Here is a 20,861-nt window from a genome sequence, read left to right as displayed (position 1 = left end):
TATAAAAAGAATAGAAAAATGAAAATTATCACATACAACGTAAACGGATTGCGTGCCGCTGTCGGAAAAGGTTTTGCGGAGTGGCTCGAGCGAGAAAATCCGGATGTGGTTTGTCTGCAGGAGACAAAACTCCAGCCCGACCAGTATCCTGAACTAATGTTTGAAGCGCTGGGTTACCACTCTTACCTTCATTGCGCGGAGAAGAAAGGCTATAGCGGAGTGGCTATCTTGACGAAGCGAATGCCCGATCATGTGGAATACGGAATGGGAATCGACGTGTACGATCGTGAAGGACGTTTTATCCGCGCCGATTTCGGAGATTTGTCGGTGGTGAGCGTTTACCATCCTTCGGGAACCAGCGGAGACGAGCGTCAGGCCTTTAAAATGGTTTGGCTCGAAGCGTATCAGGATTATGTGACGAAGTTGCGCGAGTCGCGCCCCAATCTGGCGCTTTGCGGCGACTATAACATCTGTCACGAGCCGATAGACATTCACGATCCGGTACGAAATGCCAAAAACAGCGGATTTCTTCCCGAAGAACGGGAGTGGATGACCCGATTCCTGTCGGCCGGGTTTATCGATACGTTCCGCCTGTTGCATCCCCAAAAGCAGGAGTATACCTGGTGGAGCTACCGTTTTAACTCAAGGGCCAAGAACAAAGGATGGCGGATTGATTATTGCATGACGACAGAATCGGTGCGGCCCATGCTGAAAGCTGCGGCTATTTTGAACGAAGCTGTGCATTCCGACCACTGTCCGATGCTGTTGGAAATAGAACATGAATGAAAAAATGGAAGATAGAGTAGAAAAAGCAGTGGCTCTTTTCAAGAGCGGATACAACTGCTCGCAGTCTGTAGTGGCTGCTTTTGCCGATATGTATGGCTTTACCGAACAGCAAGCCCTACGTATGGGAGCCGCTTTCGGAGGCGGCATAGGTCGTATGCGCGAGACATGCGGAGCGGCATGCGGCATGTTTCTGATTGCCGGTTTGGAAAAGGGAACCATTGAAGCTTCCGACCGCGCGGGAAAAGCTGCCACTTATGCCTTGGTACAGGAGTTGGCGGCGGAGTTTAAGAAACGAAACGGCTCGTTGATTTGCAGAGAGTTGCTCGGACTGAATAAAAAAGAATCGCTATCGTCTCTTCCCGAAGAGCGAACGCCGCACTATTACGCCAAAAGACCTTGCGCTAAAATGGTGGAAGAAGCTGCCCGTATTTGGGCGGAATACCTCGAAAAGCATCCGAAATAAACGAAAAAACATCTTTTTGTTACAATTTTAATAAAAAATTGCTGATTCACGTGTTATATAGCATGAAAATAACTATCTTTGCCTCCGATATAAAATCTGAAAGCTTCGGCCGGATGATTTTTATCGGCATGTCTAACTTAAAACTTCAAAGTAAATGTTGAAAGAAAAAGCAGGTGAAATGGCAGGCAAGATCTGGAACGCGTTGAACGGAACAGAAGGTATGACTGCTAAGCAACTGAAAAAAGCTGCCAAGCTGGTTGACAAAGATTTGTTCCTCGGCCTTGGCTGGCTGTTGAGAGAAGACAAAGTCTCTGTGGCAGAAGTTGAAGGTGAACTCTTCTTCAAATTGGTCTAAGCGAGTAACTCACTTAAGCAATAAAAAAATGCGTTGGTACATGGTATTAAATGTAATCAACGCATTTTTTTATTTTCTTTCATTTACGTATATTTGCGCTCTAAAAAGATAAAAATAACAGAAATATAGAATGAAAAATATCCGCAACTTTTGCATCATTGCCCATATCGACCACGGTAAATCTACATTGGCCGACCGTCTGCTGGAATTTACGCACACTATCCAGGTGACGAACGGACAGATGCTCGACAGTATGGATCTGGAGAAGGAGAGAGGCATCACGATTAAAAGTCATGCCATTCAGATGGAGTACACTTATAAAGGAGAGAAGTATGTGCTCAACCTCATCGACACTCCGGGACATGTCGATTTCTCGTACGAAGTATCCCGTTCCATCGCCGCCTGTGAAGGGGCGTTGCTCATTGTAGACGCGTCGCAGGGGGTGCAGGCCCAGACCATTTCGAACCTCTACATGGCAATCGAGCATGATTTGGAGATTATTCCCATCATCAACAAATGCGACATGGCAAGCGCCATGCCCGAAGAGGTGGAAGACGAGATTGTAGAGTTGCTGGGTTGCAAGCGCGAGGAGATTATTCGCGCTTCGGGAAAGACGGGTATGGGAATCGAAGAGATCCTGGAAGCGGTCATCGAACGTATTCCTCATCCCGAAGGCGATGAAGAAGCTCCGTTGCAGGCGTTGATCTTCGACTCCGTATTTAATTCTTTCCGGGGAATCATCGCTTACTTCAAGGTTGAAAACGGAGTGATCCGCACCGGCGATAAAGTGAAATTCTTCAATACAGGCAAGGAGTATGACGCCGATGAGGTAGGAGTTCTCAAGATGGATATGGTTCCGCGTAAAGAACTCCGCACCGGCGATGTGGGATATATTATTTCGGGCATCAAAACCTCGAAAGAGGTGAAAGTGGGCGACACGATTACGCATATTGCCCGTCCGTGTGCGAAGGCCATTGCCGGATTCGAAGAGGTGAAGCCGATGGTGTTTGCCGGGGTGTATCCCATCGAAGCGGAAGATTTCGAAGACTTGCGCGCCTCCTTGGAAAAGTTGCAACTGAACGACGCTTCGCTGACTTTCCAGCCCGAGTCGTCGTTGGCGTTGGGATTCGGTTTCCGTTGCGGATTCTTGGGATTGCTTCACATGGAGATCGTACAGGAACGTCTCGACCGCGAGTTCGATATGAATGTGATTACCACGGTGCCGAACGTTTCTTACCTGATATACGATAAGCAGGGTGGGGTGAAAGAGGTGCACAACCCCGGTGGCATGCCCGACCCCACGCTGATAGACCATATCGAAGAGCCTTATATTAAAGCGTCTATCATTACCACCACCGACTACATAGGGCCTATCATGACACTCTGTCTCGGCAAGCGGGGAGAGTTGCTCAAACAAGAGTATATATCGGGCAACCGCGTGGAGCTTTTCTATAAGATGCCTTTGGGAGAAATCGTGATCGACTTCTACGACAAGCTGAAGAGCATTTCGAAAGGCTATGCCTCGTTCGACTATCATCCGAGCGGGTTCCATACCTCCAAGCTGGTGAAGCTCGACATCCTTCTGAACGGCGAGCCGGTAGACGCGCTTTCCACACTGACGCATTTCGACAACGCTTACGACATGGGGCGCCGGATGTGCGAGAAACTGAAAGAACTGATTCCCCGCCAGCAATTCGAGATAGCCATTCAGGCAGCCATCGGAGCCAAGATCATCGCCCGCGAGACGATAAAGGCGGTTCGAAAAGATGTCACAGCCAAGTGTTATGGCGGAGATGTGAGCCGTAAGCGCAAGTTGCTCGAAAAACAAAAGAAAGGGAAAAAGAGAATGAAACAGATCGGTAATGTGGAAGTTCCTCAGAAGGCATTCCTCGCCGTGTTGAAACTCGATTAACGATTACAGCAAGAAATTTGTCCGGATTGTCCCGAACAAATTCTCTTGCTGTTTTATTATTTTATAATAGTTGCCTTTTGTCTGCAGAGCTTTCCGTGGCAACTGCTTTATTTAAAACAACAATAATAAGTAAAATATGAGAAAAGTTCTGTCTTTTTCGGGCTTCCTGATGCTGGGGCTCATTATCTCGCAATTTCTTCCTGCAATGGCAGGAGAAGATTATGGAACAGTGAAATCCGTGTTGAATGTACTGCTTTATGTCTGTCTTAGTTTTATAATGATTAATGTGGGGCGGGAGTTCGTACTCGACAAGTCGCGTTGGAAAAGCTATGCCGAAGATTATCTGATCGCCATGGTGACAGCCGCGCTTCCCTGGCTTCTGCTTGCGGTGTATTATGTATTCGTGCTGATGCCTCCCGAGTATTGGAACCATTCGGGCGCATGGAAAGAGAATCTTCTCCTGAGCCGTTTCGCCGCGCCTACTTCGGCAGGTATTCTGTTTACCATGCTCGCTGCCATCGGACTGAAGGCCAGTTGGATCTATAAGAAGATACAGGTATTGGCTATTTTCGACGATTTGGATACGATTCTCCTGATGATTCCGCTTCAGATAATGATGATCGGCATGCGTTGGCAACTTATTATTGTTGTGTTCATCGTATTTTTGCTTTTGTCTTTGGGCTGGAAACAACTCAATAAATACGATCTGCGTCAAGACTGGAAAGCCATTCTTTTTTATTCCGTCTTGATTTTCCTTTCTACCCATCTGCTCTATCTGGGAACTAAAGAATTGTACGGGGCGGAAGGCAGTATTCATATCGAAGTGCTGTTGCCCGCTTTCGTGCTCGGTATGGTCATGAAGCATAAAAACCATGATAGCCCGGCCGAACAAAAGGTCGCTAGCGGCATTTCTTTTCTCTTCATGTTTCTGGTGGGTATGAGCATGCCCTACTTTATGGGTGTTGCCGAGAATCATTCGGGCATACATTCGCTCACTGGTTCGCAGCCTATGATGTCTTGGGAAATGATTCTTTTCCATGTACTCGTTGTTTCCCTTCTGTCGAATATCGGCAAGCTTTGTCCTGTTTTTTTCTATCGTAACAGGAAGTTGAGAGAGCGTTTGGCACTTTCTATCGGCATGTTTACCCGCGGTGAAGTAGGCGCCGGAATTATTTTTATTGCGTTAGGTTATCATTTGGGAGGTCCTGCATTGGTGATTTCAGTGCTTACATTGGTGTTAAATTTGATTTTAACTGGTATATTTGTCGTATGGGTCAAAAAATTAGCATTAATAAGCTATAGAGGTTAAAACAAATGACTATATTTGAGGGCATTATATAAAAATAATTTGTAATATGTCAGTTTTTAGGAATCTTCGGAAATTCTCGTCGTCAGATATTGCGGCGAGTATCCTTCTATTCGTGGCAGCTATTGCCGCTGCTGTTATTGCCAATTCTTCTTTTGCTCCGGCTTATCAAGAATTTTTGAATCACGAACTCAATCTTCAGATCGGACGATTGAACCTGCTCTCACACGGTGGAGAAAATCTTCGGGTTATCGAGTTTATCAATGACGGTTTGATGACCATTTTCTTTTTGATGGTGGGATTGGAAATTAAACGTGAGTTATTGGTAGGCGAGCTTTCTTCTTTCGGTAAAGCAGTTCTTCCTTTCATTGCCGCTTGTGGCGGTATGCTACTCCCGGTACTTATTTATACGTTTATTTGCCCTCCGGGCACTGAAGGAGGTGGAGGAATGGCTATCCCGATGGCAACCGATATCGCTTTCTCTTTGGGCGTATTGAGTTTGCTCGGCAATCGTGTTCCTTTGTCTTTGAAGATATTCCTGACCGCTTTTGCCGTAGTCGACGATATCGGCGGTATTCTGGTGATTGCCATATTCTACAGCTCTCATATTTTAGTAGATTATTTGTTGATTGCCGCCCTTCTGTTTTTAGTACTCTATCTGATTGGTCAACGCGGTACGAACAATAAGATCTTTTTCCTGATTATCGGTGTGCTGATTTGGTATCTCTTCCTTCAATCAGGCATCCACAGCACCATATCGGGAGTTCTTCTGGCCTTTGTGATTCCTGCCAAGCCCCGTCTTGATGTCGGAAGATATATCGAACGTATCCGTCATACGATTTCCGAATTTCCTGAAATGGAGTCGGAAAGTATCGTGTTGACTAACGAGCAGATTGCCAAACTGAAAGAAGTGGAGTCTGCTTCCGACCGCGTGATCAGCCCCCTTCAGTCGTTGGAAGACAACCTGCATGGGGCGGTAAACTATTTCATCCTTCCGCTTTTCGCTTTTGTCAATGCAGGCGTTGTATTCGGTGGCGGAGATAGTTTGATAGGTCATGTCAGCATGGCGGTTACCCTCAGCCTTCTGCTTGGAAAATTCATCGGGATTTATCTGTTTACCGGATTGGCTATCAAGTTACGTGTCACTACCATGCCCGAAGGCATGAACTGGACCAACCTTGCCGGGGTATCTCTGCTGGGAGGTATCGGTTTTACCGTTTCTCTTTTCATAGCCAATCTCTCGTTCGGCGTCGATTATCCGGTATTGCTGAATCAGGCTAAATTCGGAGTCCTCTCCGGTTCCATTCTTTCAGGTGTCTTGGGCTATCTGCTTCTTCGGTCGGTGCTTCACCGCGGGGATTGATTTTTAGTCCTTGGTAACGTCTGTTCAGCTCTTCTTCACCCTCGATTGCCGGCAGCAGCTTTAGGGTGCAATAGCAAAAGAATCTTTTCTGAGAAAGAACTTCATAGCTGTCTAAAAAGGCGGCGGGCTTTGAAAAAAAGTCCGCCGTGTTTGCTTTCAAAGCCCGCCGCCTTTTTTTCAAAGCCCGTGCGTGTTTACTTTCAAAGCCCGCCGCCTTTTTTGGGTCTTTTTACAGTCATATAAATTTTTACTAAAAGAAAGTACGGATTTATCGGATGAATTTTGTTTTTAGCTTTTAAAATATATCTTTGTGTCATTCTTATTTCTGATACTTGATCACATGGATAATCATTGTTTTTACAAACAAATATTCATTCCAACATGGTGGCTGCTGTTATTGTGCAGTACGCTTCCTTCGTTTTCCCAAACGGTCATAACCGGAAGAGTAATCGACAAAGGCAATAAAGGCTTGCCCGACATATCCGTAATGCTGATGCTTCCGGCAGACAGCGCCATAGTGGATTACAGCTTCACGGACGAAAAAGGGAATTACAAACTCTCTTACAAAGGCAACAGTCCGCATCTGCTAATCACCATATCCGCATTTGATATCAAGCGGCAAATCAAGCGCGTGGAAAACAAAAGCCAGACCGTTACTTTTACGACAGAAGAAGGCAGCATTACCCTTCGGGAGGTGGTTGTAAAACCAATCAAAATGTGGGGCGAAAAAGACACCATCAATTATTCCGTTGCGGCTTTCAAAGATAAAAAAGACATTGTCATTGGCGATGTGTTGAAGAAAATGCCCGGTATCGATGTGAAAGAAAGCGGGCAGATCACCTACAAAGGCAAGCCTATCAATAAGTTTTATATTGAGAATCTCGATATGTTGCAAGGTCGCTACGGCATTGCAACCAACAATATTTCGGCCAATGATATAGCGACCGTACAAGTTCTCGAGAATCATCAACCCATAAAAGCATTGGAAAAAACGCAATTTTCCAATGATGCGGCAATCAATCTGAAAATAAAGGAAAGCAAAAAAGGCATTTTCAGTATGATGGCCATGTTGGGATTAGGCACCGATAAAAGCTTTTTGTGGCAGGAAGAACTTACCGGGATGTATTTCGCCAAAGGACGTCAGCACCTGTTTACCTATAAAACCAACAACAACGGTACGGATGTAAACAAAGAATTGCGCTCTTTTACCGCCGACAACCTTATCGGAGGACTGCAAATGACGGGCGTGCAACAGCCTTCGCCTCCATCCATACGTTTTGAGCGGTACAACTTCAATACATCGCATGCAGCTACGGCAAACAACCTGTTCAAGTTGAAAAACGATGCTGAAGTAAACGCCAATCTGATTTATTTCAACAACGAAGACCGGCGCCACAGCTTTGCCCGGACATCATACGTACTGCCGGGAGAAGATGCAAAAATCATCGAAGAAGATATTTCGACCCGAAACAGGACCAATAACATTGAAACGGAACTTCGATACAACTTAAACAAAGACCGCAACTACTTCAATAATTTTCTCAACGTTTCGGGAAGTTGGGACGACGCTTCGGGGGAAGTAAACACTCGGCAAACGATAGGACAACGGTTGGATAACAAAAGTTTTTTCGCCAATAATGTTACCCATTGGATAAAACGCGGAGAAAATGAGAAGGGCGTAGAGTTGATGCTCCGGAACGCCTATCGCACACAGCCGCATCACTTGCGCATTACTCCGGGGCTGTACCCTGACCTCATAAACGCAGGCAATGAATACGCCGCTCTTTCGCAAAACGTGCGATACAACGCTTTCGCGTCGAACAACAGATTTTCGTTTCTATCGGCGGCAGTGATAGGTAATGTGCGGATTAACCCGACGGCAAACGTCAATGTTGAACATCAAACATTGCGTTCCGATATGGAAACAACGGACAATAGCAACGTTATTCATCCGGTTCTGAATGCCGAAATGCGAAATGACATAACTTGGACGCGCATGAATGCCGGTATCTCGCTTGACGCGACATACAACGGAGATAATCTGAAAATCAGCTTTTTTATGCCTGTTACGTATCGGTACACCTCTATGAATGACCGGCAGACGAACGATAAAACGTTGCATGTCGGCAAATTTTATTTTCAACCGTCTCTTTCGGCACGATACAATTTCACCAATCAGCTGGAAGCCAACGGCGGGGCAGGATATTACACCCGGACACCCGGACTCGCGTCGCTTTATACAGGCTATATCCTGCAAAACTATCGCAGCATCAACAGATATGACACACAACTTTTTGATTCAAACAGTTTATTCGCTTCACTCGGTTTATCTTACAAGAACATTTTAGATATGTTTTTTGCGGGCGGCGGCATTTCGTTCAATCGCTACCATAGCGAAGGGATGTACGCTCAAACCTTCGACGGGCTGTTGTCCGTAACTCAAGTCGCCATGCAATCCAACGGCGGTAATTCTTTTTCGGTAAACGGACGGATGAGCAAAGGTTTTGACTGGAAGGCATTGGTCGTTTCGGCAGACGCATCGTGGGGAAAATCCGCAAGCGAACAAATGCGTCAAAGTAAGTTGGTGACCTATAAAAGCCAATGGACAAACGCAAGCGCGTCGGTAAACTTAAAGCCGTTTCGTTGGTTTCTCACAGAATATAAAATATCGTGGGGACGCAGCAAGGGAAAGGTCAGTTCGGGAGAGAGTTTTGAGCCGATACAATCGCTTACGCACCGGGCCGTAATAGACATCTCGCTGCCGTTGGGCATAAGCCTGAACGGTTCGTTGGAACATTATTATAACAGCGCCATTCAGGGCGACAAGAACTTCTCGCTTGCCGATTTGGGCTTGACGTATGTGAACGGAGGCGTGCGTTATTCGCTCGATTGGACAAACATTTTCAATACGGAAAAATACGTTTCGGCATCTTATGGTGCGCTAAACTCGTACTATTCCGAATACGGCATCCGGCCGATGGCGGTAATGCTGAAAGTGAGGTTCAGATTATTATGAGAACAAACCCTATTTTACATTAATATAAAACTTAAACGATAAATTTGATACCCCAATGAGAAAAATATATTTATTCCTTGTAGGATTATGCTGGTTCTTGCCGACCAATGCCCAATTACCTGTTATTCCGGTAAGCATAGATAAATACACGGTTATTGATACTATAAATTATTTTGTTACATACGAATTGACTATTGTTAATAATCCGGAAGAGTCAAAGAAGCCGGCTAAAGACATAGTCGTATTAGAAGTAGGAAATAGAATTTTAAAGTCGTACAGTAAATTACTTTATCAAGCGGATTCAATAAATTCTATTTTGACAAAGAAAGGAACAAGAGCAGTTCCATTGTTTCAAGAGTTAGTTCCACCTGTAATTGTTTACAAAAACTATCCTAAGGGGGAAAATACAGTGGTATATCGTACTTTTATGAGTGGCCCCATTATGGAATATGTGGAAAATATCCCAACTTTTGAATGGAAAGTGTTTACAGAGAAACAAACAATACTGGGATATACTTGCCAAAAAGCTACAACTTCTTTTCGAGGACGAGTCTACGAGGCATGGTTTACTCCGGAAATTCCAATAAAAGAGGGACCGTATAAATTCGCTGGTTTACCCGGCTTAATTCTTCAAATAGCTGATGCGCAGAATCATTACTCATACACTTGTATTGGGATACAGAAACCAAAGAGGAAAACACCGATTGTCTTTTGGGAATGGGATACACAAAAAACAAATCGAGAAAAACTGAACTCAATGATAAAACGGATGCATCAACAACCGGCTGATTTTGCAGTAAGTATTGGCACCAAATTACGTTATCCCGGGAAAAGCGAAGCCGAAGTAAAAAAGATTTCATACCCTTACAACCCCATCGAATTGGAATAAATTGCGATATTAAAGTTAAACCTTATAAATCGCTGAAAACAGTTTGGCTAACCGTAAAATGAAAAAACAAATAACTTAAGGCATGAGACTTCAGCAATTTAAATTGAATAAATTGGCCGGAAACAGTTTGGCTAATCGGGAGATAAAAGAATTGAAAGGAGGAGGCTCTTGGGGTTGCTCATGCTCTTGTGCTTATGTTAAATTAGGTCCGAATGGACACTCTGTAGATGGTTGTAATTATTATATGAAGAAGTTATTAATCATTGGATTTATTATATTTGCTCATTGCTTCCCTGGAGTTTCGCAAAGTATAGGAGGTGGGCGATATTTTGATCCGACAAAGAACACCCAAATCGACTTGGCCAATTATCGCTTCACGTATAGTCTAAAATATATGCCGGACAGCTCCAAGAGACAGCAAGTTGATGAACAGAGACTTATACTGTTGATTGGCGATAAAATATCCAAAAGCTATAATGCCGAATACGAAAAGTCCAAAAGCGATATTTCGGCTCCAGCAGGATCTGCTGTAGGAATGAATATGCAAGGACTTGGAGGAACTGAAGTCTTCAAAGACAAAGCGAATAACAAGATGAATGTAAAAGTAATGGGGATGACAGGTAAATTTGAATATACGGAAGATTATCCTGTTCAAAACTGGGAAATTGGTACCGAAAAGAAAATAATACAAGGTTATTCCTGTCAAAAAGCGACTACCCGATACTTGGGAAGAAATTATACGGCGTGGTTTACCCATCAAATTCCCATACCCAACGGCCCTTGGAAATTTGGCGGACTTCCGGGATTAATTCTTCAAGTTTCGGATACCCGTGAACATTACGTGTTTGAGTGCATCGGAATACAAGAATTGACAAAAAAAGAGCCCATTGTTGTTTATAATTTCAAATACGAAAAAACGACGCGACAAAAGCTCAATAAAATGTTTAAAAATGAACATATAAACCCTGTTGCAATGATAGAAAGTATGGGAGGGATAGTTGTGGCTGTAAAAGGTGGAACAAGAAGTTCGTCTTTTCCTTATAATCCTATAGAATTAGAATGAAAAGGGAATCGGCATTCATTTGAAAAACAAAATATTCAGACAATAAAATATTGAAAAAAGATAAAACTTAGAAAATTTAATTTGAATAAATTGGCCGGAAACAGTTTGGCTAATCGGGAAATGAAAGAAATTAAAGGAGGAAAGTGCTGCAGGTGTTCATGCGCATATGTGAACACTGGAGGTTCAAACCCGAAAGGATAGGACCGTTAACGTAATGCCATGAATAATCAGAATAAATATCAATATTATGAACAAGAAGAAAATTACTATATTGTTTATTGTATTAATCTATAGTATTAAAGGTATTTATGCACAAAGTACAGGAAACATTGCTCCCTTCAACACAAAAGAGAAAGTTGTGATAGATACTGTCAAACTTATGGTTTCTTATGAACTTAGTTTTTTCCCTGACAGCACAAAAAAGAATGTTATACTGACAAATCGATTGACTTTGTCATTGGGGAGTATCTACACCAAACTGATGAATTCTCAGTATTATGATATAGACAATCTGCAGAGGAAGGCTCCAAAAGGGACTGCGTATGGTGTAGAAGGGAAAGGTCTTGCCGCCACCATTATTTATAAAAACAAAAAAACGAACCAAATGGAGGTCAATGTAAAATTGGCCGATCATAACACCTATCGTTATATAGAAAGTATTCCTAAGCAAGTCTGGAAAATTCTTAACCAAAGAAAACAAATACTCGGCTATTCTTGTCAGGCTGCTACCACCACCTATCTGGGCAGAACCTACACAGCTTGGTTTGCGCCAGCTATCCCGATACACGAAGGCCCTTGGAAATTTTCCGGACTTCCGGGGTTAATTCTTGAGGTTTCTGACAGCAGAGGTCATTATGTATTTAAATGCATAGGACTTGAACGGCCGAAGCAGCAAGAATTTATTGAAAAGTACAAAATAAAATTCGTGGATACCAATCGGAAAAAGCTAAACAGTTACATTAGAAATCTACATGAAAATTTCGCAACTGTTTTGGAGGCACAGGGGCGTCATGTAGCATTTTTCACACCGGAAGGGAAAGAAATAGACAATAAAAAATTATCATATCCTTATAATCCCATAGAATTAGAGTAAAATGGAAAAGGTATTCATGCTTTATGTAAAACTAACTTGAGCATTTATTCCCTTGCTAATTGCCGTTTATCTGTATCATTTTATTAGTAAGGGTCGTAACACTTAAATAAATAGTCTGAAACGATACAGCCGAAATATGAAACATTCGAGAATTCTTTAAACTTGCAGCTTTATGAGAAAACAGTCTAAATTTAGATTCATTTTATCGCTTTCTACTTTTCTATATGCACATGTATGTGTTTGCTTGGCTCAAAGTCCGATAGGACGCATTACCCCTTTGGATGTTAGAAAATACACCGTGTTAGATTCCGCCAATTATTTGTTTACATATCAGCTGAATTTCATGAGAGATACGGTGGAAAATAAGAAAGAGACAAATATAATGGCTCTCCTTGTAGGGAATAAGTGTTCTAAATTTTTTAATAATTTCTATTTGGATAACGAAAGTGCACTGAAAGAACTGTATAAGAAAGGAGAGGTTAGGAATATGGATGCCGTTGGATTAGGAGGAACGGAAATCTACAAGCTATATACATCCAAAATGCAGAAAGTAACAGTTATGCTTTTTGGTGTAAGAAATACTGTTTATACCTATGCCGAAAGCCTGCAAGGACAATCATGGCTGATCGGACCAGAGAAAAAGAAAATACATAATTACGTTTGTCAAAAAGCTACGACAACTTATTTGGGACGGAAATATATTGCATGGTTTACACCTGAGATACCCGTCTCTGAGGGCCCTTGGAAATTCTACGGATTGCCTGGGCTTATTTTAGATGTATCTGATGAAAGAAAGGAGTATCATTTTATGTGTATAGGTATTGAAAAAATGAAAAATAAAAAACCGATAGTGGAATACAATGCCAAATATGAAAAAACAGATAGAGAATCAATAAATAAGGTGATTAAAAAGTTACACACTCATTTTTCTCAAATGTTAACCAGCCAAGGTTACGTTGGAGAGATAAACGGTAATGATATAAACAACAGAGAACAACTAACTTTTATTTATAATCCCATTGAATTAGAGTAAAATGAAAAAACTTTTATATAAAACCGACTTGAGCTGTTTTGCCTTTGCCAATTGTAGTTTGTCTGCATCGTTTTATTGGCAAGGACTGTAACGCTTTTGAGAAAGCATTTGAAAACGATGCAATCGAAATATGGAACAATTAAAAACTACGATCTGTTTAAATTATAATTAAAAATGGAACAAATGAAGGTAAAAGCAAATTTACTTATGAGAAAATTTCTCTTTCTGTTCTTCTTGGCATTACTGTGTGTGCACTATTACGCAAAAGCACAAATGCCAGTCGAACCTCAAAGTCATGTGAAATACATGACATTAGATTCTGCAAATTATATCATAACCTATGAAGTGCAGGCTATAAGTGGCACAGCGACTAATGATAGGAATACGGATATACAAATTCTGCAAATAGGTAACGATGTGTCTAAAACGTATAGCAAATACCTGTTTGATAATGATTCGGTATGTACAATGCTAATCCAAAAAGGGACACGAAATATTCCTATATATCAAGGATTGGCATCACCGGAAGATATTTACAAAAATCATCCGAAAGGGAAAATGACCGTCTCGTACAGGACCTTTATGACCGGTCCTGTTTTGAAATACGAAGAACTTATGCCTACATTTAAATGGGAATTGCTTTCCGATCGCAAAACACTTCTTAATTATCAATGTCAGAAAGCTGTATGCACATTTCGAGGCAGAACATACATTGCTTGGTTTACACCGGAAATACCGCTATCTGAAGGACCATGGAAATTCCATGGGCTTCCGGGATTGATATTACAGGTTTCCGATGATAAAAACGAGTTTGAGTATCAATGTATCGGCATACAGAAACTAAAGAAAAAGCAACCTATCAAGTATTGGGAATGGGATTATCAAAGCTCTACAAGAGAGAAAATGCGCCCCTTTATAAAGAATATGCATGAGAGGCCTAATGCCTTTTTTAAAAGCGTGACCGGAAGCGGTATCCATATAAAAGGCGGAGCGAATGCTGATTTGTTGAGCTATCCCTATAATCCTATTGAATTGGAATAAAATGGAAATAGATTTGTCTTTATCTTTATGTGAAATAAACTTGAACTGCAATCAAATATGAAAAAAATATTTTTAAATGTGATTTGTTTAATGGCATCATTATGTGCATGGTCACAAGTAGCCCCTTTTGACAACCAGAAATTCAACGTGTTAGACAGTGCCAATTACCGTTTTACGTATCATCTAAAATTTATTCCGGACAGTTTGCATGGAATGAAAACCTTGGATAGTGAACATGTTTTACTGATAGGCAATAAATATTCAAAGTTTTTCAATTCGCAATACGCAGTAAAAACAGACCGTACAAAATCTTTTCAAAAAAACATTGACAGTAGGGGAATTGGGGATATTGAGATTATAAAAAATACCCAAGCCGGGAAAATGACTGTTGTGTAAATGAATATGACAGGAAAATGGGAATATGAAGAAGCTATTCCGAATATCCAATGGAAAATAACCAATGAAAAGAAAATAATAAAAGGATATCAATGCCAAAAGGCTGTATGTGATTATCTGGGTAGGACTTACGAAGCTTGGTTTACTTTTGCGATACCTGTGAATAATGGCCCTTGGAAATTTGGTAATCTGCCGGGATTTATTTTAGATGTGTCCGACGTCCGGGGACATTATCGTTTTTCGTGTGTTGGAATTGAAAAGTCGACACAGAAGGAACCTATTGTGAAATATTCCGTAAAAAGTGAAAGAACAAGTCGAATAAAACTAAATAAAACGATGAAACGATATCACGATAATCCTGTCGCATTTTTAAAAGCAATGTACGGAAGCAATGTTTCCGTAAGAGGAGGAGACGGGAGCAAAAACGTTTCTTTTCCTTACAATCCGATTGAATTAGAATGAAATTAAACTCCAAGAAAGGTATTTAGTGAACCCTAAATAAAATATTATGAGCAAGAAGAGTATTATATTGTTTATCATATTAGGATATAGTTTTAAAAGCATTTATGCACAAAGTACAGGAGGTATTATTCCCTTCAACACAAAAGAGAAAGTTGTGATAGATACTGTCAAACTTATGGTTTCTTATGAACTTAGTTTTTTGCCTGACAGTACGAAAAAGAATGTTATACTGACCAATCAATTGACTTTGTCATTGGGGAATATCTATACCAAATTGATGAGTTCTCAGTATTATGGCATAGACAATCTGCAAAAGAAAGCTCCCAAAGGTTCTGCATTTAATGTAGAAGGCAGAGGTCTTGCCGCCACCATTATTTATAAAAACAAAAAAACGAACCAAATGGAGGTCAATGTAAAATTGACCGATCATAACACCTATCGTTATATAGAAAGTATTCCTAAGCAAGTCTGGAAAATTCTCAATCAAAGAAAACAAATACTTGGCTATTCTTGTCAGGCTGCCACCACCACCTATCTGGGCAGAACCTACACAGCTTGGTTTGCGCCAGCTATCCCGATACACGAAGGCCCTTGGAAATTTTCCGGACTTCCGGGGTTAATTCTCGAGGTATCTGACAGCAGAGGTCATTATGTATTTAAATGCATAGGACTTGAACGACCGAAGCAGCAAGAATTTATTGAAAAGTACAAAATAAAATTTGCGGACACCAACCGAAAAAAGCTAAACAGTTACATTAAAAATCTACATGAAAATTTCGCAACTGTTCTGGAGGCACAGGGGCGTCATGTAGCATTTTTCACACCGGAAGGGAAAGAAATAGACAATAAAAAATTATCATATCCATATAATCCCATAGAATTAGAGTAAAATGAAAAAACTTTTATATAAAACCGACTTGAGCTGTTTTGCCTTTTGCCAATTGTAGTTTGTCTGCATCGTTTTATTGGCAAGGATTGTAACGTTTTGATATATGGTATTAGATTCTGCCAGCTACATTATTACTTATGAGATGCTGACCGGTCCTGTTTTGAAATACAAAGAACCTATGCCTACATTTAAATGGGAATTACTTTCCAAACGCAAAACGCTTCTTAATTATCAATGTCAGAAATCTGTATGCACATTTCGAGGCAGAACATATCTCATTCTTCCTCCTCCAATGCAAGAAGATTGCGGCTTTCGTCGTGGGGGAGCTCTTCCACTTGGCGGAGCTTCCGTTCGATGGCGCGGGTGCGTTTGCCCATCACTTCCTCCAATTGGTCGCCGGCACTCTGGAGATTCTTTTGTACCCTTTGCAGCAGTCCGCCAAACTTTCCGAACTCGGTTTTGACGGCTCCCAGCACCGTCCACACTTCGCTCGTCCGCTTCTGAATGGCGAGCGTACGGAATCCCATTTGCAAGCTGTTGAGGATGGCTCCTAAAGTGGTCGGTCCGGTCACCACGATTTTATACTCTTTCTGCAATGTTTCTACCAGATGGGTGCGCCGTATGATTTCCGCGTAGATGCTTTCGAAGGGTAGGAACAGGATGGCGAAATCTGTGGTGAAAGGCGGATCGATGTATTTGTCGTGTATGTCTCTGGCCATTCTTCTGATGGTTGCTTCCAACTGCTTGCCCGATGATTCGACGAGCGTTGCGTCGCCCGCTTCGAAAGCGTCGTAATATTGCTCGTACACGTCTTTGGGAAATTTGGCGTCGATGGGCAGATAGACCGTACTGCCGGCGTCATCTTTGCCGGGCAGTTTGATGGCAAATTCGACGAATTCGGTTCCGTTTCTTTTGGTTTTTACATTGGCGTCGTACTGTTCGGGGCTCATCATCTGCTCCAGCAAAGCACCGAGTTGAACTTCACCGAACGTTCCGCGCATCTTCACGTTGCTCAGTACTTTTTTCAGCCCGCCCACGTCTTGCGCCAGTGATTTCATTTCTCCCAGCCCCCGTTGTACATTTTCCAGTTGCGAACGCACCATCTCGAACGATTGCCCGATCCGTTCGTTCAATGTTTTCTGGAGCTTTTCCTCTACCATCAGTCGCATGTCGTCCAGCCTTTTTTCGGTGGACTGCATCAATTGCTGTTGCTGGCGTGTCATTGTCTCGAACTTCTGTCGTTGGAGCTCGCCGTTCGTAATCATGTTTTTATGTAGCGCGTCCTGTATCTGCTGCATGTTCCGGTCGAATGCCTGTGTGATTTCCATGCGCAATTCGCGCATGCTGCGGTTCAGCTCTTCGCGGTTCTCTTGCATTTGTTTCCGCAAATCGGCCTGCAACTGTTCCGTCTCTGCCCGGTTGTTTCCCTTTGTCAGTACGAGAATAAGCAATACAACCAGCAGTACACTGATGGCAATGAGTAAAACGGTCTCCATCAGTAAGTCAGAATTTCGTTTCCCGTTTCGGTAATGAGAATCATGTGCTCCCATTGCGCGGAAGGCAGTCCGTCGTCGGTATAAATCGTCCAGCCGTCGGCATCGTCTACAAACACTTCGTAGCTTCCCATATTAATCATCGGCTCGATGGTGAAAGTCATTCCCGGCAGAATCAGCATTCCCGTTCCGCGACGTCCGAAGTGCTCCACGTCGGGCTCTTCGTGAAACTTGATTCCTACGCCATGCCCGCAAAGATCGCGTACCACACTGAATCCGTTTTTCTCGGCATGCTCCTGAATGGCTGCTCCCACATCTCCCAGACGCGCCCAAGGGCGGGCAGCGGCAATGCCTATTTCCAAACACTCTTTGGTTACCTGTACCAGTTTTCTTTTTTCCTGGCTCACTTCGCCAATCATGAACATGCGTGAAGCATCGGAGAAGTATCCGTTGTAGATGGTCGAAACATCTACGTTGACAATGTCTCCGCTTCTCAGAATATCATTTTTGCTCGGTATCCCGTGGCAAACCACATTGTTAATGCTTGTACATACGCTTTTCGGGAATCCCTCGTAATTGAGAGGGGCGGGGATGGCTCCATGTCCGACGGTGAATTCGTACACCATTTTATCCACTTCTTCGGTCGACATCCCTTCGCGTATATTGTCGGATATATGGTTGAGCAATGCGGTGTTTATCTTGGCGCTTTCGCGGATTCCTTCCAGTTGTTCCGGTGTGCGGAGTACTTTTCTGGGTGGGAGTTTGTAGTGTTGTTTCCTGTATTTCTGGATTTTCTCTTCTATTTCGTCAGGGTAGCATGCCGGAGTGAATCGGATGCCTTTTATAATTTTCTTCATTGATGTAGAATATTTTTTACTTTCTGCAAAGGTAGGGAATAAAATGAAAAGTGAGACTCTTCCTTTGCAATAAAAACTTCCGGAGTCATGATTTGCAAGATGTGAGCGATCGTTTGGCGTACGATATTGAAGTAATGATTCGCAAGTTGTTTATAAAAACGATTCCGCTTCGTTTACAAGCAATTTGTAGCCGATTCCCCGTATGTTTACGATGCGTATTCGGTCGTCTTTGCAGAGCTTGTGGCGCAACTTGGTGATGAAGACGTGCAGGCTCCGGGAATTGAAGAAACTGTCGTCGCCCCAGAGATCGAGCAATACATCTTGCGCATTGACCACTTGGTTGCGGTTTTCGCATAGCTTTCGCAGTATCTCCGACTCTCTGTACGACAACTTCTGCTTCATTTCGCTGTGTTGCAGCATTTGCGCTGTGGGGTCGAACAAGTAATCTCCTATTTCGAAACGGGAAGGAGTTTGTTCGGCGGCGGAGTCGAAAGCTTTTCCTAACAAAGCTTTGATGCGGATAATCAGCTCTTGCATGCCGAACGGTTTTTTCAGATAATCATTGGCTCCGAGCTCGAATCCTTTGACTACGTCATTGATGGCCGAGCGGGCAGTCAGAAACAACACCGGCGTCTTTTTGTCGGTTTGCCTGATGCGGCGTACCATCTCAAAACCATCCATTCGCGGCATCATTACGTCGGTTACTAAAATATCGGGACGAAGTTGGAAGAAATCTCTCAACCCCTTTTCTCCGTCGGGAGCAGCGTGTATGATGAAACCGTTTTCTGTCAGTGTGTCTGTGATGATCATGGCCAATGTCGGCTCATCTTCCACCAATAATACCGTAATCGATTGTTTTCCCATGCTCTTCTGAGTTTTATAGATCAATAATGAATGTCGTTCCTTTACCGGGATCGCTCTTTACCGTGATGTTGCCTCCATGTTTGTCTATCATTGTTTTGACATAGTAAAGCCCTAATCCGTATCCTTTTATATCGTGCACATTCCCCGTCGGAACACGGTAAAACTTATCGAAAATGTGTTTCTGCTTATCGGCGGAAATTCCGATTCCTTTATCCGCAATGCTGATCGTCGTTTTATCATCCTGCCGATAGCATCTGATCGACACTTCTGCCGTTTCTTTCGAATATTTTATCGCATTATCCATCAAATTGCTGATGATGTTTTCGAGGTGGTTTCGGTCTGCCGTAACAGTAAGCGAACCGGGTGTTATATCCAATGCTATATTTGTTTCTTTATCCGCTTTCAGCTTGTGCAAGTCGATTAGCGGCTCAATAAGTTCTTTCAATGCGATTGTTTCCAAATGCAGGCTGAAATTTCTGCGTCGCTCCATGCTCACTGCGAGGATTTGTTCCACCAGTCCGCTTAGTCGTTTCAACTGTTGTTGGCAAATGCGCAGATACGCGTCTCTTTTACTTTTTTCTTCGGCTTGGTTGAAATTGAGTAAAGCGTCGTTTGCGGCATAAGCCACCGCAATAGGTGTTTTTAGCTCGTGTGTTATATTGTTGGTAAAGTCGCTTTTCATTTCTTCCAGTGTTTTCTGCCGGAGAAGCATATATATGAGAAACCAAAATACGAAGCCTACGATAAGAAGAGTAATGAGCGAAGTGATAAGAATACCGGTCATCTGTCTCCAAACGATAGAGTCGACAGGCTCTAATACGAGTTGATAGCGGTAGTTCCTGCGTAAGTCATACGAATAGTCGTATCTTACTGCCTTGCTTGTGGGAATATAGTCGCTGTTGCCTGCCATGCCCAGCGTGTCGGTATGTGTACTGTCTGATTTTGCTGTGTGTATGTTGCGCAGCAATAACGTACGGTGTGGAATGTCGATGTTGTGCTCCGACAGGGCATCGGTCAGTAAGCTGTCATACCGTTGCAGGTTTACCTCATGATATAGATCGATTCCGGAATGTATTCCTTGCTGAATGTAGTCGGACAACTCTTTCAGCGAGTCGTGTTTTTTTAGTAAAAGGCTCAGCCCCTTGTTGGTCTGAATCCCCGCCACAGGTTTTACGCTGTCGGAGATATTCTCTTGCCTATAGGCTATTACTTTGGCTTGTGTACTGTCTGAATTATTATACGCAACCATACTGACTTTCTTTCCTTTTTCATCATATCCTGTCGAAACGGATATGGAGCCGTGCTTTTGATTCTGCGTTTGCATATCTTTTATTCTGAGGATAATCTCGTTGAAGTCGCTGGTGCGCATGGCACCTCTGATGTTGTTTATCATTTCGGACTTCATGGTGCGATACAAACCTATCAGCCAATAGGCCTGATAGCTTAAGATAATCGTCAATGAACCGACAACTGAAATAACGATATGTCTGAGTGGCAGTTTCATACTTGCAAAAGTAAGAAGAAACTCTTTCTTTTCCGCTTTTTGATAAGACTAAATAACAGTAGATAAGGTATTGATA

Annotated in this window: 20 protein-coding genes; 16 read left to right on the top strand and 4 right to left on the bottom strand. The window is 42.7% G+C overall.

The window, feature by feature from the left end:
• The first annotated feature begins 18 nt into the window (after nucleotides 1-18).
• The 16 genes from GGR07_RS04985 (at nucleotide 19) to GGR07_RS04910 (ending at nucleotide 16,067) form a co-directional block, all read left to right on the top strand.
• Entirely contained in the window at nucleotides 19-786 is a 768-nt protein-coding gene (locus GGR07_RS04985; protein WP_034542392.1) for an exodeoxyribonuclease III, read from the top strand.
• Nucleotides 787-790: 4 nt separating this feature from the next.
• The gene (locus tag GGR07_RS04980) at nucleotides 791-1,249 is read left to right on the top strand and encodes a C-GCAxxG-C-C family protein (protein ID WP_027324922.1); all 459 of its coding nucleotides are present in this window, start codon (nucleotides 791-793) and stop codon (nucleotides 1,247-1,249) included.
• A 154-nt stretch (nucleotides 1,250-1,403) separates the two neighbouring features.
• A complete protein-coding gene (locus GGR07_RS04975; RefSeq protein ID WP_021645630.1) occupies nucleotides 1,404-1,604 on the top strand; it encodes a winged helix-turn-helix domain-containing protein in 201 nt (66 codons plus the stop codon).
• 130 nt (nucleotides 1,605-1,734) lie between these two features.
• A complete protein-coding gene (lepA, locus tag GGR07_RS04970) occupies nucleotides 1,735-3,516 on the top strand; it encodes a translation elongation factor 4 (RefSeq protein ID WP_021645631.1) in 1,782 nt (593 codons plus the stop codon).
• Nucleotides 3,517-3,652: 136 nt separating this feature from the next.
• On the top strand, nucleotides 3,653-4,825 hold the full coding sequence (locus GGR07_RS04965; RefSeq protein WP_027324923.1) for a cation:proton antiporter family protein: 1,173 nt from the start codon (nucleotides 3,653-3,655) through the stop codon (nucleotides 4,823-4,825).
• A gap of 46 nt (nucleotides 4,826-4,871) precedes the next feature.
• Nucleotides 4,872-6,185, top strand: coding sequence for a Na+/H+ antiporter NhaA (nhaA, locus tag GGR07_RS04960; RefSeq protein WP_027324924.1), 1,314 nt, complete (start codon nucleotides 4,872-4,874; stop codon nucleotides 6,183-6,185).
• A gap of 310 nt (nucleotides 6,186-6,495) precedes the next feature.
• Nucleotides 6,496-9,201 (top strand): TonB-dependent receptor, encoded by a 2,706-nt coding sequence (locus GGR07_RS04955; protein ID WP_256680585.1) that lies wholly within the window; start codon nucleotides 6,496-6,498, stop codon nucleotides 9,199-9,201.
• A gap of 55 nt (nucleotides 9,202-9,256) precedes the next feature.
• Entirely contained in the window at nucleotides 9,257-10,090 is an 834-nt protein-coding gene (locus GGR07_RS04950) for a GLPGLI family protein (RefSeq protein ID WP_051990538.1), read from the top strand.
• 82 nt (nucleotides 10,091-10,172) lie between these two features.
• Entirely contained in the window at nucleotides 10,173-11,153 is a 981-nt protein-coding gene (locus GGR07_RS04945) for a GLPGLI family protein (RefSeq protein ID WP_081724002.1), read from the top strand.
• 60 nt (nucleotides 11,154-11,213) lie between these two features.
• Entirely contained in the window at nucleotides 11,214-11,354 is a 141-nt protein-coding gene (locus GGR07_RS14155) for a TIGR04149 family rSAM-modified RiPP (RefSeq protein ID WP_081724001.1), read from the top strand.
• A 46-nt stretch (nucleotides 11,355-11,400) separates the two neighbouring features.
• The gene (locus GGR07_RS04935) at nucleotides 11,401-12,246 is read left to right on the top strand and encodes a GLPGLI family protein (RefSeq protein ID WP_122056609.1); all 846 of its coding nucleotides are present in this window, start codon (nucleotides 11,401-11,403) and stop codon (nucleotides 12,244-12,246) included.
• A 172-nt stretch (nucleotides 12,247-12,418) separates the two neighbouring features.
• Complete coding sequence (locus GGR07_RS04930) at nucleotides 12,419-13,279, top strand: GLPGLI family protein (protein WP_081723999.1); 861 nt, start codon at nucleotides 12,419-12,421, stop codon at nucleotides 13,277-13,279.
• Between the two features lie 174 nt (nucleotides 13,280-13,453).
• Nucleotides 13,454-14,320, top strand: a complete 867-nt coding sequence (locus tag GGR07_RS04925) for a GLPGLI family protein (RefSeq protein WP_051990536.1) — start codon at nucleotides 13,454-13,456, stop codon at nucleotides 14,318-14,320.
• A gap of 57 nt (nucleotides 14,321-14,377) precedes the next feature.
• Nucleotides 14,378-14,716, top strand: coding sequence for a hypothetical protein (locus GGR07_RS04920; RefSeq protein WP_051990535.1), 339 nt, complete (start codon nucleotides 14,378-14,380; stop codon nucleotides 14,714-14,716).
• Nucleotides 14,717-15,178: a GLPGLI family protein gene (locus GGR07_RS04915; RefSeq protein WP_051990534.1), complete on the top strand. Its 462-nt coding sequence runs from the start codon at nucleotides 14,717-14,719 to the stop codon at nucleotides 15,176-15,178.
• 46 nt (nucleotides 15,179-15,224) lie between these two features.
• Nucleotides 15,225-16,067 carry a GLPGLI family protein gene (locus GGR07_RS04910; protein WP_122056608.1) on the top strand — a complete coding sequence of 281 codons (843 nt, stop codon included), beginning with the start codon at nucleotides 15,225-15,227 and terminating at the stop codon, nucleotides 16,065-16,067.
• Nucleotides 16,068-16,342: 275 nt separating this feature from the next.
• Here the strand turns inward: GGR07_RS04910 and GGR07_RS04905 are convergent, their stop codons facing one another.
• The 4 genes from GGR07_RS04905 to GGR07_RS04890 all read right to left on the bottom strand — a co-directional run bounded on the left by GGR07_RS04905 (nucleotide 16,343) and on the right by GGR07_RS04890 (nucleotide 20,785).
• Nucleotides 16,343-17,563, bottom strand: coding sequence for a DNA recombination protein RmuC (locus GGR07_RS04905; protein ID WP_021645143.1), 1,221 nt, complete (start codon nucleotides 17,561-17,563; stop codon nucleotides 16,343-16,345).
• Nucleotides 17,563-18,417: a type I methionyl aminopeptidase gene (gene map / locus GGR07_RS04900; protein WP_021645142.1), complete on the bottom strand. Its 855-nt coding sequence runs from the start codon at nucleotides 18,415-18,417 to the stop codon at nucleotides 17,563-17,565. The genes GGR07_RS04905 and map overlap by 1 nt, the downstream gene beginning before the upstream one ends.
• A gap of 150 nt (nucleotides 18,418-18,567) precedes the next feature.
• Nucleotides 18,568-19,281 (bottom strand): response regulator transcription factor, encoded by a 714-nt coding sequence (locus tag GGR07_RS04895; protein WP_034542388.1) that lies wholly within the window; start codon nucleotides 19,279-19,281, stop codon nucleotides 18,568-18,570.
• 13 nt (nucleotides 19,282-19,294) lie between these two features.
• Nucleotides 19,295-20,785, bottom strand: a complete 1,491-nt coding sequence (locus tag GGR07_RS04890; RefSeq protein WP_021645140.1) for a sensor histidine kinase — start codon at nucleotides 20,783-20,785, stop codon at nucleotides 19,295-19,297.
• Nucleotides 20,786-20,861 lie beyond the last annotated feature (76 nt).

Source organism: Bacteroides pyogenes, from assembly GCF_014196225.1.
In the GTDB taxonomy this organism is placed as follows: Bacteria; Bacteroidota; Bacteroidia; order Bacteroidales; family Bacteroidaceae; genus Bacteroides; species Bacteroides pyogenes_A.
This window is presented reverse-complemented; position numbering and strand designations above follow the sequence as displayed.

Excerpts from the sequence above, each read along its gene's own strand:
- GGR07_RS04950 (WP_051990538.1), top strand. The coding sequence starts at position 9,257 with ATGAGAAAAATATATTTATTCCTTGTAGGATTATGCTGGTTCTTGCCG.
- GGR07_RS04935 (WP_122056609.1), top strand. The coding sequence starts at position 11,401 with ATGAACAAGAAGAAAATTACTATATTGTTTATTGTATTAATCTATAGT.
- GGR07_RS04905 (WP_021645143.1), bottom strand. The coding sequence starts at position 17,563 with ATGGAGACCGTTTTACTCATTGCCATCAGTGTACTGCTGGTTGTATTG.
- GGR07_RS04925 (WP_051990536.1), top strand. The coding sequence starts at position 13,454 with ATGGAACAAATGAAGGTAAAAGCAAATTTACTTATGAGAAAATTTCTC.
- GGR07_RS04975 (WP_021645630.1), top strand. The coding sequence starts at position 1,404 with ATGTTGAAAGAAAAAGCAGGTGAAATGGCAGGCAAGATCTGGAACGCG.
- GGR07_RS04915 (WP_051990534.1), top strand. The coding sequence starts at position 14,717 with ATGAATATGACAGGAAAATGGGAATATGAAGAAGCTATTCCGAATATC.
- map (WP_021645142.1), bottom strand. The coding sequence starts at position 18,417 with ATGAAGAAAATTATAAAAGGCATCCGATTCACTCCGGCATGCTACCCT.
- GGR07_RS04965 (WP_027324923.1), top strand. The coding sequence starts at position 3,653 with ATGAGAAAAGTTCTGTCTTTTTCGGGCTTCCTGATGCTGGGGCTCATT.
- GGR07_RS04980 (WP_027324922.1), top strand. The coding sequence starts at position 791 with ATGGAAGATAGAGTAGAAAAAGCAGTGGCTCTTTTCAAGAGCGGATAC.
- nhaA (WP_027324924.1), top strand. The coding sequence starts at position 4,872 with ATGTCAGTTTTTAGGAATCTTCGGAAATTCTCGTCGTCAGATATTGCG.
- GGR07_RS04945 (WP_081724002.1), top strand. The coding sequence starts at position 10,173 with ATGAGACTTCAGCAATTTAAATTGAATAAATTGGCCGGAAACAGTTTG.
- GGR07_RS04890 (WP_021645140.1), bottom strand. The coding sequence starts at position 20,785 with ATGAAACTGCCACTCAGACATATCGTTATTTCAGTTGTCGGTTCATTG.
- lepA (WP_021645631.1), top strand. The coding sequence starts at position 1,735 with ATGAAAAATATCCGCAACTTTTGCATCATTGCCCATATCGACCACGGT.
- GGR07_RS04920 (WP_051990535.1), top strand. The coding sequence starts at position 14,378 with ATGAAAAAAATATTTTTAAATGTGATTTGTTTAATGGCATCATTATGT.
- GGR07_RS04895 (WP_034542388.1), bottom strand. The coding sequence starts at position 19,281 with ATGGGAAAACAATCGATTACGGTATTATTGGTGGAAGATGAGCCGACA.
- GGR07_RS04930 (WP_081723999.1), top strand. The coding sequence starts at position 12,419 with ATGAGAAAACAGTCTAAATTTAGATTCATTTTATCGCTTTCTACTTTT.
- GGR07_RS04910 (WP_122056608.1), top strand. The coding sequence starts at position 15,225 with ATGAGCAAGAAGAGTATTATATTGTTTATCATATTAGGATATAGTTTT.
- GGR07_RS04985 (WP_034542392.1), top strand. The coding sequence starts at position 19 with ATGAAAATTATCACATACAACGTAAACGGATTGCGTGCCGCTGTCGGA.